Here is an 11,732-nt window from a genome sequence, read left to right as displayed (position 1 = left end):
TTTTATTTCAATACCGAATATCAGCCGGCGCGACCAAAGCCCTGCGGTTCGACGCGGCGGCCGAAGGTGGGACGGCGCGCGACCAGCGGATTGGCGTCGCGATCGAGCAGGGCCATGGTCTCGGTAAAGCAGGGGCGCAGCGCCACCACGGTCTCGATCAGTTCGTCCGGGCTCTCGCGAAATTCGACGCAGCGGCGTGCGACCATTTCGATCTCCTCGGCCATGGCACTGAGCCGATGGGCGCCGAACTGAGCCGATTCGCCCTTCAGCGTATGAGCCGGACGGACGAGGGAGACGGCATCGCGGTCGCGAAAGGCCTGCTCGATGGTGCCGATCGCCTTTTCACCATCTTCGCGGAAATAGCCCAGAATGCGCATGAAGGCCGTACCCAGCTCCGTGCGGGTCCGGGCAAAATCGTTCCAGTCCACCAGCTCGGTAGCGTGTTCGGGCACCTGCGCACTCCTTTCCTGACGCTCGCGAGATTAACCGGCGGGCGTAAACAGCCGGTTAAGCCGGCACCTTGCTGAGCGCGAAACGCTGCGGGGAAAGGGCGGAAAATTGCCATCCATGCTGCTGCGCCAGCGCTGCCAGTTCGCGCGGGGCGATAGCGTCGTCGGCATCGATCGTCACATGATCTGCGTCACGCATCGCTCGGGCGGCGCGCAGGACGGGCCAGGGACATTTCATGCCCCTGGCGTCGACATGAGAGGGGGCGGCATCGGGGCCGCCCGCCTCATTTGGCATAGGGGTTCTTGGCGCTGCGCAGCGTCAGGCGCACCGGCACGGCGCCGAAGCCCAGTTCCTTGCGGATGCCGTTCACCAGATAGCGACGATAGCTTTCGGGCAGTTCGTCGAGCCGCGTACCGAACAGAACGAACGTCGGCGGGCGCGTCTTGTTCTGGGTGATGTAGCGCAGCTTGATCCGCTTGCCACCCGGTGCCGGCGGCGGATTGGCCTCCAGCGCGGCTTCGAACCAGCGGTTGAGCACGCCGGTCGAAATGCGCTGCGACCAGGCGGTGCGGGTTTCGAACGCGACCTTGATCAGGTCATCGAGCCCCTTTCCGGTGGCGGCCGACACGGTCATGATCGGCACGCCGCGGACCTGCGCCAGGCCGTCGAACAGCGCCTGCTTGATGCCCTGATAGAGGGCCGAGCCATGTTCCACCGTATCCCATTTGTTGAGGGCGACGATGAGGGCGCGGCCTTCCTCCAGCACCTTGTCGGCGATGCGCAGATCCTGCGCCTCCAGGCCGCGGGTGGCGTCGAGCAGCAGCACCACGACTTCGGCGAAGTTCACGGCGTTCAGGCCATCGGAAACGGCCAGCTTTTCCAGCTTGTCCTGCACCTTGGCGCGCTTGCGCATGCCGGCGGTGTCGATCAGGCGGACGGGGCGTTCCTCGCCCTCATAGCTGGTCCACATCCAGTCGACGGCGATGCTGTCGCGGGTGATGCCGGCTTCCGGTCCGGTCAGCAGGCGGTTTTCGCCAAGCAGCCGGTTGATGAGAGTCGACTTGCCGGCATTGGGACGGCCAACGATGGCGAGCTTGAGCGGCGCGCTCTCCTCGTCCTCGTAAAATTCCTTCTCATGCTCCTCGCCATCCTCGCGTTCGAGATAGGGGAGCAGCGCCTGGAACAGGTCGGCCAGACCCTGGCCATGTTCGGCGGAGAAGGGGATAGGTTCGCCCAGGCCCAGTATGAAGGCTTCCATGACGCCGGCTTCGGTCGCCTTGCCCTCGGCCTTGTTGGCGACCAGGATCACCGGGGCATCGCCCTCGCGCAGCCAGCGGGCGATTTCCTCGTCCAGCGGGGTGATGCCGGCGCGGGCATCGACCATGAACAGGGCGACGTCGCAATTCTCGACCGCGGCCTGGGTCTGCATGCGCATGCGACCGGGCAGGCTGTGGGGATCCTCATCCTCATAGCCGGCGGTGTCGATGATGGTGAAGTCGAGGCCCAGAAGATGAGCCTCGCCCTCGCGCCGGTCGCGGGTGACGCCGGGCTGGTCATCGACCAGCGCCAGCTTCTTGCCGACCAGGCGGTTGAAAAGGGTGGACTTGCCCACATTGGGCCGCCCGACAATGGCAACTGTGGGCAGCATGATGTGGGCCCGTTTCCTTTCTATCGCTGCCCTTAACGCAGCGCCGTCAGCTTGCCGTCATCGGCAAGGATGTAGAGCATGTTGTTGGCGACCACCGGCGAGAGCGACATGGACTTGTTCATGTCCACTGCCTGCTGGATGGTGCCGGTCGCCGGATCGACATAGTTCAGATCACCATGGGTCGATACCAGAATCAGGCGGCCACCGGCAAGGACCGGGCCGGTCCAGCGGATCGCCTTGTCCTTCTTCTTTTCCTTCTGCCAGCGGCGCAGCTGGCTGATCCAGCGGATCTTGCCGGTCGCGCGGGCGACGCAGAGCAGCTTGGCATCGCTGGTGACGGCAAACACCCACTCACCCGCGATCCAGGGGGTGGAGATGCCGGCGATGTTGATTTCCCACAGGCGCTGGCCGCTGGTGAGTTCATAGGAGGCCATGCGGCCGCCCTGGCCGATCGCGAAGACGCGGCCGCGGTCGATCACCGGATCGGCGTCGATGTCGGTCAGCGAGGCGACGGCGGTGGAGATGCTGGTGCGCGAGAGCGCATCGCCCCACAGGGTGCGGCCATTTTCATAGCGATAGGCGTTGATTTCGCCCGAGCTATAGCCCGCGATCACCGTGCCCTGCGCAGCGGCCGGAGCGGCCACGCCGAAAATGCCGGTCACCTGCAGCGTGCCGCTGTCGGTCCACTGGGTCGCGCCGTCGCTCTGGTTGAGGGCGAAGATCTGGTTGTCCTGGGCCATCACATAGACATGGCCATTTTCCAGCGTCGGGGCGCCGCGCAGCGGGCCGCCGGGATGGACCTTCCACCCGATCGAGCCATCGGCGACATTCATCGACACGACGTCGCCGACGCCGGTGCTGGCGAATAGCTTGTCGCCCAGGACGCTGACGCCGCCGCCGAACAGGGCGCGGCCATTGCCTTCGGCCGGAAGGCTGGTCTGCCACAGCTTCTGGCCGGTGTTGGCATCCATCGCGATGACATGGGCGCCGGCGTCGATCACGAACAGCTTGCCGCCGGACACGACGGGGGCGGAGGCCAGGCGCGCCTGGGGCGTGCTGCCTTCGATCGATGCGGTCCAGGCCTGCTGCGGCGATGCGCCCAGCGCCAGATGGCCCATCGCCTTGGACGGATCGCCGCCGGGCTGCGACCATTGGTCATTGGCGTAGGATTCGGGCAGGGCGACGGGCACGTCGGCCAGGGTCGGATCGACTTCGATCCCCTGCTCGTTGGACAGGATCGAGGTGCGGTTGCCGACCACCGGGGTCTTGGGGCCGCCCTTCTTGCCGCCGACCACGCCGCAGCCCGCCAGCATCGCAACCAGGGCGACGGTGGTCAGGGTACGGCCCATCGGGCCGAATTTCGTGATGCTGTGCTTAGCCATGCGCTTGCTTATCCCTGTACCGGTTCGGCGGGCGTTTCGACCGCATCAATTCCCAATAGCCCCGCCATCTGTCGCGCACGTGAACGGATCGACTGGGGCACATTCTCATCCTTGGCCATGGCCGCGAACATCGGGCCGGCCAGTTCGGGCTTGCGCATCTTCATATAGGCGATGGCAACCAGTTCGCCGGCGCTGCCGAACCAGGGCGCACCCTCGACGGCGAGGGGCTTGAGGCGGTCGACCACCTGCTGCGGCTTGAGCGCATCGAATTCGATCGTGGTCTGACGGATCAGGGCCAGGTCGCGATAGGGCTGGTCGAGCGAGCTGTCCGCCGCCATTGCCTTATAGGCTTCGATCGCGGCCTTGTTGTCGCCCTTGCGCGCGGCGAGGCCGGCCTTCACCAGCAGGGCGGAGGCGCGATAGCCGGGCTGGCTGGCCTTCGCCAGCGCATCGACATCCTTGGCATCGGGTGTGCCGCCGCCGACCGCAGTCGCCAGCATCTTGTCCATCTGTTCGGACACGGCTTCCGACTGGGTCTTGCTGTAATGCTGCCAGTAGAGCCAGCCGCCAAAGGCGGCGAGGCCGACGATCAGCAGGACGGCCAGGGCGCGGCCATAACGCTGCCAAAAGGTCAGGAGCTGGTCCTGGCGGACGGCGTCATCGACCTCCCGCATGAAGGCTTCGCTGTTTTGCGGCGTCAGGGCCACGGGAATCTCCGAAAAATGGTCAGTAGGGGCAGCCGGAAGGCGGGATCATTAGCGGCGTGGCAGAGACTCGCAAATCACTTTTTCGGCCGATAGACCTGATCATCGCCCGGAAAGCTGCGATTGCGCACCTCTGCGGCATAGCTTTCTGCCGCCTGGCTGATCGTTTCGGCAAGGTTGGCGTAGCGTTTCACGAAGCGGGCGGTGCGTTCGAACATGCCCAGCATGTCCTCCGCCACCAGCACCTGGCCATCGCACCGGGCCGATGCGCCGATGCCGATCACGGGTATGTCGACGCTGGTGGTGATGATGTCGGCCAGTTCCTCCATCACCCCTTCGACCACCATGCCGAAGGCGCCGGCAGCGGCCACGGCCTTGGCGTCGCCCAGGATCTTGGCATGTTCCTCCTGGCTCTTGCCGCGCGCGCCATAACCGCCCAGCGCATTCACCGCCTGCGGCGTCAGGCCGATATGGGCCATCACCGGGATGCCGCGCTGGGTCAGGAAGCGGATCGTCTCCGCCATCGCCTCGCCGCCTTCCAGCTTGACGCCGGCGCAGCCGGTTTCGGCCATGACCCGGCTGGCGCTGGCAAAGGCCTGCTGCGGCGATGCCTCATAGGAGCCGAAGGGCATGTCGACGAGGACGACGCTGTGATAGCTGCCGCGCACCACGGCGGCGCCATGGGCGATCATCATGTCGAGCGTGACCGGCAGGGTGGAGGGCAGGCCATAGATGACCTGCGCCAGCGAATCGCCGACCAGCAGCATGTCGCAATGCGGATCGAGCAGTTGCGCCTGGCGCGCGGTATAGGCGGTCAGCATCACCAGCGGCTCGTCGGTCTTGCCCTCGAACTTGCGGCGCTGGATCTGGGGCACGGTCAGCCGCTTCATCGGCGCGGGCGTGGGATTGGCGCGGCTGGTCGCGGTGTCGAGCGTGAAGGTCGTGGACATGGGGCGCGGTCTAGCCCAGCGCGGGGCGGCGTGCAAATGCCGGACCGGCCGGCGCGGCATGATGCACGCGCCGGCCGGCCGTCCTGTCCGTGTCCGATCGGATCAGAAGGAGAATTTGATCGTGCCGCCCCAGGTCTGCGGATCGCCGACCTGGCCGGCGATCAGGCCGGTATTGCCCGGCGCGACCTGAAGATTTTCGATATAGTTGACGTCGAAGGCGTTGCGCACCCAGCCGAACACATCGAAGCCTTCGCCGCGGAAGCCGGCGCGGACGTTGGTCAGGGCATAGCCCTTCACTTCGGTGTAGATGGATGGCGAAGCATTGCTGTTCCAGTGCGAACGGTAATTGCCGTCGACGCCCAGATAAAGCTGCCCGTCCTTCGCCAGCAGCGTGACCGGGATGTTATATTCCGCGCCGTAGGAGAAGGCCCATTTCGACACGCCGGGCAGGTTCTGCCCCGAAATGTCGCACTGGCGCGGGCTGAGCGCGCCGGGGACGCCGGGCTGCGAATAATCCGGGGTGGCGCCCGACGGCTGATAGGTGCCGCCGGACAATTCGGGCGGGCAGGGGGCGTCGACGAACTTCTTGTACTTGGCGTCGGTGAAGGCGCCATTGGCATAGGCGGTGAAGCGGTCGCTGGCGACGATCTTGAAATCCGCCTCGATCCCCTGCGAGCGCACCTTGCCGGCATTGGCGAGATAGCCGCGCACCGTGCCGAACTGGCCGCCATTCACGGTCGCCTGGAAATTCTTGATGTCGGTGCGGAAGGCGGTGAGGTTGAAGGTCGCCCGGCGATCCAGGAACTGGGTCTTGAGGCCGATCTCATAATGATTGACCGATTCCGGCTTCACCGTGCTGGCGTCATAATTGACCGTGTTGTCGGCGTTGAGCGGCAGGCCATTCTGGTTGATGCCCAGCGTCTTGAAGCTCTTCGCATAGGTCGCATAGGCCAGCACGTCCGGCGCGATCTTGTAATTGACGTTGAAGTCATAGGTGAAGTTCCAGGCGCTGTCGGACGGGGAACTGACCTGCGGCTGATAGACGCCGCACTGTTGCGTCGTCCCCTTGATGGTGCCGGGCTCCGCAACCGTGGTGCAGCTGATGGCCTGGCCCTGCGCATTGGTGACGACACGCTGGTAGAAACCGGACTTCTTGTCATAGTTCAGGCGCACGCCGGGCTGGATGGTCAGGGCATCCGTGACCTTCCAGCTGAGCTGCCCGAACAGGGCGGCGCTGTCGGCCTTGAGCCATTGCGTGTTGCTGGCGGTCAGGCCGGCCAGAGTGGCCGGAATATTGGCGGGGTTGGTCGGGTCGGTCGAGGGGGCAAGGCTCCACTGGGCCGCATCTTCGCCCTGCTGTTCGGTGCCCTGGGTGTCGATCCGCTGCTTGAAGCCGAACAGGCCGACGACGAAGTCGATGTCCTTGCTTTCGTAATTATAGCGGAATTCCTGGCTATACTGGTCCTGCTGCGAGGGGTTCTGCGACTTGGAGACGATCGACAGGCCGGTGAAGTCGCGGTCATTTTCCGGCTTCCAGTCCCAGAAGCGCCAGGCGGTGACCGAGGTCAGCGTGCCGGGGCCGACATCCCATTTGATCTTGGCCGACACGCCGCCAATCTTGTTGCCGGCATTGAGGTTGGAATCGAGGTCGGTCAGTCGGTCATAGGGGTTGCGGCTGGGCACGACATAGCCCTGGGCAGCGGCCAGCGCATCATATTGGCGATTGAGCGGACGCTGGGTCTTGCCGACGCGCACGAAGGTGGTGCCGCAGCATTCGGGATCCTGCTTGCTATAGTCGCCCGACAAGGTGAGGCTGAAATCCTCGGTCGGCTGGAACAGCAACTGGCCGCGAATGCCCAGATTGTCCTGCTCGTTGATCCAGCGCTGGCTGGTCACATTGTAGAGCGTGCCGCGGCGGCTGGTGGCGGCGACGGCGATGCGGGCGGCGATCGTGTCCGTCAGCGGGCCGGAAATGGCGGCCTTCGCCTGCTTGTAATTGAGGTTGCCGACCGTCAGTTCGGCGCGCCCCTCGAAGTCGAAGGTCGGCTGGTTGGTCGTGATGTTGATCGCGCCCGCCGTGGTGTTCTTGCCATAGAGCGTGCCTTGCGGACCGCGCAGCACTTCCACCTGGTTGACGTCGAGGAAGTCGAAGGTCGCGGCAGCGACGCGGCTGTTATAGACATCGTCGACATAGATGCCGACGCCCTGTTCGAAGCCGTCGCTGGTGAGGCCGAACGGCACGCCAAGGCCGCGGATGTTGACCGAGGTGTTGCGTGGATTGGTGGTGTAGACCTGCAGCGTCGGTGCGAGCTGCTGCAGCTTCACGATGTTGAAATTGCCGGTCGCCTCGATGCTGTCGCCCTTCACCACGGAAATGGCCAGGGGCACTTCCTGCGCGGTTTCCTGACGGCGGCGGGCGGTGACGACAATCACGTCGCCGCGCGGGCTGCTGGCCTGCTGGTCATCGGCGGCAGCGGGTTGGGCCGCTTCGGCCGCAAAGGCGGCAGGCGTGACAAATGACGCGCTCGCCACGCTGGCGAGCAACAGAAAACGCGCAATCATGTTCTTCCCCTTGGTTCCGGAGGTCCGGTGAGTTTTGATCGCGGCGTTTCCGGTGGTCCGGTCAAAGCCGTGCTGGGGTCGTTTCTGGTGATGCGGCGTCCCCAGTGCCGCATCGGCATGCCATCCCCGACATGCCCTGATCTATGCGCTTGCCCTCCCTTGATCGGTCAGGCGGTCAGGCGCGTCTTTTCGGTGACGTCGATCTGCACGACGCGGGCGTCATGGACGGTCAATGTGATGGAGCCGAAGCGCAGCCCTTCCAGTACGTCGCGCACCTTGTCGATGCTGGCGATGATGTCGGGGCGCTGGCCTTCGGCGCGGCTGTGGCGAAGTTCGATGGTTCTATGTTCGGTCATGTTCATCCCTCTGGCCGCGTTTTAACTCAACTGCATTAGTAGACAAAAAAGCAAATATAAGGGGCGCGCAAGATTCTCTTGTCGCGCCCCGGCGATGTCTGGGGCCGATATCAGCTGGTCATGCGCAGCCCGTCGGACGGGCGATCGAGCCGCGCCATCGGCATGGCCGGGCGCATCTGGCGCACGGCGGACGCCTGTTCCTGCGCATTGTCGATCAGCCGTTCCAGCAGCGCCTGGCCAAAGCCCCAGGCGCCCAGCCCCGAATCCGCGTTGATATGGCCGCTATGGCCGGCATCGACGAACTGGCTGCCCCAATTCTTGCCGATGCTGTGGGCGCGTTCGAAGAAGATATAGGGGTCGTTGCGACTGGCGACGAGAATCGACGGGAAGGGCAGGGGCGTGCGCGGCGTCGGGCCGAATCCGCCGATCGTCTCGGGCGTTTCCATCCGGTCGCAATCGGGCGGCGCGACCAGCAGCGCGCCGGTCACCGGCCAGCCATAGGCCTGGCTTTGCAGGGCGCCCCACCAGGCGACGGCCAGGCAGCCCAGGCTGTGCGCCGCCAGGATGACCGGCCCATCCGCCTGACGAATGGCAGCGTCGAGCCGCGTGACCCAGGCATTGCGATTGGGGCTGGCCCAGCTGCCCAGGTCGACGCGCTGGCAATCGCCGCGTCCGCTGTCCCACAATGTCTGCCAATGATCCGGGCCGCTGTTGTTGAGGCCGGGGATGGTCAGCACGACCGGCTGGCGCGCGTCACCCGAATGTCCGAATCGCTCCATTATCCTTATCCTCGTCCTATATTCTGAGCCTCCCAAAATAATACTATTCATCTGGTAGACAATGGGTGAGCGCCGAAATGTGTCAGAATCTGGGCAACCTGAATGGCAGATAAACGGGCGCGTCGACCCCATGGCCGCGCGCCCGCATCAAGCCCCTGAACGGGCAGGGAAAAGCTACCAGGGGTAGATCAGCCCATAATATTGGTAGACGTTGCGGCCATAGGCATCGTCGAAGGCCGGCCGGTCCTCGTCCAGATAATGGGGCGCCTGTTCCAGCACCTCCTTGGCCAGTTCGATCACATAGCCGCCCTTGTCCATATCATAGGCCAGCATCGACCAGGGCAGGGGATAATGTTCATTGCCCATGCCCAGGAAACCGCCGAAGGACAGCAGCGCATAGCGCACATGGCCGCTGCGCTTGTCGACCATGAAATGGGATATCTTGCCAAGCCTGTCGCCCTGGCGGTTGTAGACGGCGGTGCCCTCGACCCGGTCGGACGCGATCAGGTCATGGCGATGCGCGCTCATCATCTCGGCCATTGTCACTCTCCTGCAAAAACATTCTATTCTGATGCAACCATGGGGAACCGCTGGGGTTCCTCCGCTTCACAGCAAGGAGCATCGGCATGAAGATCAATCGCAGCGGTTCGGCGGCCTGGAGCGGCGGCCTCAAGGACGGCAAGGGCACGATCTCGACCCAGAGCGGCGCGCTCGACGCCTATCCCTATGGCTTCGCCACCCGGTTCGAGGGCATGCCGGGCAGCAATCCGGAAGAACTGATCGCGGCGGCCCATGCCTCCTGCTTCACCATGGCATTGTCGCTGATCCTGGGCGAAGCCGGACTGACGGCGGAAAAGATGGAGACGAGCGCGGTCGTCACGCTGGAGCAGCAGGAGGGCGGCTTTGCCATCACCGCGAGCAAGCTGACGCTGAAGGCGAAGATCCCCGGCGCCGACGACGCGACTTTCCAGGAACTGGCGGCGAAGGCCAAGGCCGGATGCCCGGTATCGAAACTGCTGAAGGCTGATATCAGCCTGGACGCGGAACTGCTGGCCTAACCCGTCGCGATACGCCTGGCGTGGCGATGTTCACGCCAGGCGATATAGAGGCCGCTGGCGATGATCAGTGCGGCGCCGATCCAGGTGGTCCACATCGGCCAGTCGCCCCAGATCGCCCAGCCCAGCAGGGTGGTCCACAGGATCGAGCTATAATCCATCGGCAATACCACCGACACCGGCGCCCAGCGCAGCGCGGCGGTGAGGCAAAGCTGCGCGATGCCGCCGAACAGGCCGATCATCAGCAACAGGCCCCAAGTCTGCGCGTCATGCGCCTGCCCATAAAAAAGCATGCCGATGCCGAGCGGCGGCACCGACAGGGCGGTGAACCAGAAGACCACGACTCCGGCACTTTCGGTGCGGCCCAGTTCCCGCAGCACCAGGCTGACGCTGGCCGTCACCAGCGCGGCGGTGATGGCAACGGCGACGCCCATCGGCGGGAAATGGCCGCCTTCGGGCCGAACCATGATGAGGACGCCCAGAAAGCCGATCAGGACCGCGGCCCAGCGATGGATACCAGTCGGCTCGCGCAGGATCAGTGCCGACAGGATCGTGCCGAAGATCGGCATGGTGAAGCCGATCGTCGTCGCCTCGGCCGGCGGCAACAGGATATAGGACAGGAAATTGAGCGCCATGCCGGTGAGGCCGATGACCATGCGGGTTGCATGGACGCTGATCCGCCGGGTGCGGATGGCGCCGATGCCGCTGCTCATCGCCAGCCAGGCGAAGACCACGGGCAGGGCAAGCGCCTGACGGTAGAAGAGGGTTTCGACCAGATGGACGCCATGGGCGTCGGCAACCCGGCCGGTCACGAACATCACCGCCAGACAGATGACCGCGACCAGGCGCAGGCCGATGGCGAAGAGCGGGCGATGCGGGCGGGACGGGGCGGCGGCGCTGGACACGCCGCTTCCTTAACCCGGTTACGCGATGGCGCAACCGGGCTGGGTCGGGTTTCTTACTTGAGCGGCTTGCGGAATTTCAGCGTCATGCGGTCGCTTTCGCCGATCGCAACATACTTCGCCCTGTCAACTTCGCCGTTACGCAGCGTGGGCGGCAGGGTCCAGACGCCCTTTTCCCAGTCGGCCGTGTCCTTGGGATTGGCGTTCACTTCCGATGCGCCGACATATTCGAAGCCCGCGCCTTCCGCGATGCGGCGGATGGTCGAGACCTTGAGATAGCCGCTGCTCTTTTCGAGCGCCGTGTCGCGATCTTCGGGCAGGCGATGGTCGACGATGCCCAGTGTGCCGCCGGGCTTGAGCATGGCGAAAAAGGCCTTGAAGGTCGCATCCTCGCTGCCGCCCATGACCATGTTGTGGACATTGCGGAAGGTCAGCACGGTGTCGACGCTGTTGGCCGGGATGCTGGCGGCTTCCTCGGGATAGGCGACCAGCTTCACCTTGTCATAGGCCTGCGGCTTTTCGGCCAGGAACTTCTTGTAGCCGTCAAGATAGCGGCCGGTCGGCTGCAGCGCGTAGAAGCTGCCCTTGTCGCGCAGCAGCGGCGCCAGGATTTCCGTGTACCAGCCGCCGCTGGGCGCCCATTCCACCACCGTCTGGGTCGGCGTCACGCCAAAGAAGGCGAGCGTTTCCTGCGGATGGCGATATTTGTCGCGGGCGACATTGGCCGGGGTGCGGCTGGATGCGCCGATGGCGGCTGCCACCGGATCGGCGCCATGGCCGGCATGCTGGGCGACGGCCGCGCCCAGCGGCAGGAGGGCAAGGGCAGCGGCAAGCGCGATCGATCGGCGGGGAAAAGCGGACATGGGCAACCTCTCAACGGATCTGGAGCGCAGGGTGTGCCGTGCCCGCATCCCACTGGCAAGGAAATCCGGTGCTTATGGACC

The 11,732-nt window shown here is 64.8% G+C and carries 13 protein-coding genes; 1 reads left to right on the top strand and 12 read right to left on the bottom strand.

Going from position 1 to position 11,732, the window contains the following annotated elements:
* Positions 1 to 20: 20 nt before the first annotated feature.
* The 10 genes from BRX37_RS07350 to BRX37_RS07305 form a co-directional block, all read right to left on the bottom strand.
* Positions 21 to 452, bottom strand: a complete 432-nt coding sequence (locus BRX37_RS07350) for an Hpt domain-containing protein (protein WP_004210730.1) — start codon at positions 450 to 452, stop codon at positions 21 to 23.
* Between the two features lie 55 nt (positions 453 to 507).
* The gene (locus tag BRX37_RS07345; protein WP_010338560.1) at positions 508 to 744 is read right to left on the bottom strand and encodes a sulfurtransferase TusA family protein; all 237 of its coding nucleotides are present in this window, start codon (positions 742 to 744) and stop codon (positions 508 to 510) included.
* Positions 734 to 2,098, bottom strand: a complete 1,365-nt coding sequence (der, locus tag BRX37_RS07340) for a ribosome biogenesis GTPase Der (protein ID WP_010338561.1) — start codon at positions 2,096 to 2,098, stop codon at positions 734 to 736. The genes BRX37_RS07345 and der overlap by 11 nt, the downstream gene beginning before the upstream one ends.
* Positions 2,099 to 2,130: 32 nt before the next feature.
* Positions 2,131 to 3,480 carry a PQQ-binding-like beta-propeller repeat protein gene (locus BRX37_RS07335; protein WP_206434129.1) on the bottom strand — a complete coding sequence of 450 codons (1,350 nt, stop codon included), beginning with the start codon at positions 3,478 to 3,480 and terminating at the stop codon, positions 2,131 to 2,133.
* 8 nt (positions 3,481 to 3,488) lie between these two features.
* Positions 3,489 to 4,187, bottom strand: coding sequence for a tetratricopeptide repeat protein (locus tag BRX37_RS07330; RefSeq protein WP_004210734.1), 699 nt, complete (start codon positions 4,185 to 4,187; stop codon positions 3,489 to 3,491).
* Between the two features lie 74 nt (positions 4,188 to 4,261).
* On the bottom strand, positions 4,262 to 5,134 hold the full coding sequence (gene panB / locus BRX37_RS07325) for a 3-methyl-2-oxobutanoate hydroxymethyltransferase (protein ID WP_004210735.1): 873 nt from the start codon (positions 5,132 to 5,134) through the stop codon (positions 4,262 to 4,264).
* Positions 5,135 to 5,236: 102 nt separating this feature from the next.
* The gene (locus BRX37_RS07320; RefSeq protein ID WP_122927856.1) at positions 5,237 to 7,696 is read right to left on the bottom strand and encodes a TonB-dependent receptor; all 2,460 of its coding nucleotides are present in this window, start codon (positions 7,694 to 7,696) and stop codon (positions 5,237 to 5,239) included.
* A gap of 167 nt (positions 7,697 to 7,863) precedes the next feature.
* Positions 7,864 to 8,052 carry a YezD family protein gene (locus BRX37_RS07315; protein WP_004210739.1) on the bottom strand — a complete coding sequence of 63 codons (189 nt, stop codon included), beginning with the start codon at positions 8,050 to 8,052 and terminating at the stop codon, positions 7,864 to 7,866.
* Positions 8,053 to 8,162: 110 nt separating this feature from the next.
* The gene (locus BRX37_RS07310; RefSeq protein ID WP_010338566.1) at positions 8,163 to 8,831 is read right to left on the bottom strand and encodes an RBBP9/YdeN family alpha/beta hydrolase; all 669 of its coding nucleotides are present in this window, start codon (positions 8,829 to 8,831) and stop codon (positions 8,163 to 8,165) included.
* Between the two features lie 174 nt (positions 8,832 to 9,005).
* Positions 9,006 to 9,371: a PRC-barrel domain-containing protein gene (locus BRX37_RS07305; protein WP_004210742.1), complete on the bottom strand. Its 366-nt coding sequence runs from the start codon at positions 9,369 to 9,371 to the stop codon at positions 9,006 to 9,008.
* 86 nt (positions 9,372 to 9,457) lie between these two features.
* Here BRX37_RS07305 and BRX37_RS07300 point away from each other — a divergent pair, with 86 nt between their 5' ends.
* A complete protein-coding gene (locus BRX37_RS07300) occupies positions 9,458 to 9,889 on the top strand; it encodes an OsmC family protein (RefSeq protein ID WP_017500508.1) in 432 nt (143 codons plus the stop codon).
* On the opposite strand, the gene BRX37_RS07295 is transcribed toward BRX37_RS07300, so the two are convergent.
* Both BRX37_RS07295 and BRX37_RS07290 read right to left on the bottom strand, forming a co-directional pair.
* Complete coding sequence (locus tag BRX37_RS07295) at positions 9,886 to 10,791, bottom strand: DMT family transporter (RefSeq protein WP_125986076.1); 906 nt, start codon at positions 10,789 to 10,791, stop codon at positions 9,886 to 9,888. The genes BRX37_RS07300 and BRX37_RS07295 overlap by 4 nt on opposite strands.
* Before the next feature lie 53 nt (positions 10,792 to 10,844).
* Positions 10,845 to 11,651 carry a class I SAM-dependent methyltransferase gene (locus BRX37_RS07290; RefSeq protein WP_010338569.1) on the bottom strand — a complete coding sequence of 269 codons (807 nt, stop codon included), beginning with the start codon at positions 11,649 to 11,651 and terminating at the stop codon, positions 10,845 to 10,847.
* Positions 11,652 to 11,732: the final 81 nt, after the last annotated feature.

The sequence above is a fragment of the Sphingomonas sp. S-NIH.Pt3_0716 genome (assembly GCF_003950715.1).
Classification (GTDB): Bacteria; Pseudomonadota; Alphaproteobacteria; order Sphingomonadales; family Sphingomonadaceae; genus Sphingobium; species Sphingobium yanoikuyae_A.
This window is presented reverse-complemented; position numbering and strand designations above follow the sequence as displayed.

Coding starts and splice junctions, on each gene's coding strand:
- BRX37_RS07315 (WP_004210739.1), bottom strand. CDS start 8,052: ATGACCGAACATAGAACCATCGAACTTCGCCACAGCCGCGCCGAAGGC.
- BRX37_RS07300 (WP_017500508.1), top strand. CDS start 9,458: ATGAAGATCAATCGCAGCGGTTCGGCGGCCTGGAGCGGCGGCCTCAAG.
- BRX37_RS07320 (WP_122927856.1), bottom strand. CDS start 7,696: ATGATTGCGCGTTTTCTGTTGCTCGCCAGCGTGGCGAGCGCGTCATTT.
- BRX37_RS07310 (WP_010338566.1), bottom strand. CDS start 8,831: ATGGAGCGATTCGGACATTCGGGTGACGCGCGCCAGCCGGTCGTGCTG.
- panB (WP_004210735.1), bottom strand. CDS start 5,134: ATGTCCACGACCTTCACGCTCGACACCGCGACCAGCCGCGCCAATCCC.
- BRX37_RS07335 (WP_206434129.1), bottom strand. CDS start 3,480: ATGGCTAAGCACAGCATCACGAAATTCGGCCCGATGGGCCGTACCCTG.
- BRX37_RS07290 (WP_010338569.1), bottom strand. CDS start 11,651: ATGTCCGCTTTTCCCCGCCGATCGATCGCGCTTGCCGCTGCCCTTGCC.
- BRX37_RS07305 (WP_004210742.1), bottom strand. CDS start 9,371: ATGGCCGAGATGATGAGCGCGCATCGCCATGACCTGATCGCGTCCGAC.
- BRX37_RS07345 (WP_010338560.1), bottom strand. CDS start 744: ATGCCAAATGAGGCGGGCGGCCCCGATGCCGCCCCCTCTCATGTCGAC.
- der (WP_010338561.1), bottom strand. CDS start 2,098: ATGCTGCCCACAGTTGCCATTGTCGGGCGGCCCAATGTGGGCAAGTCC.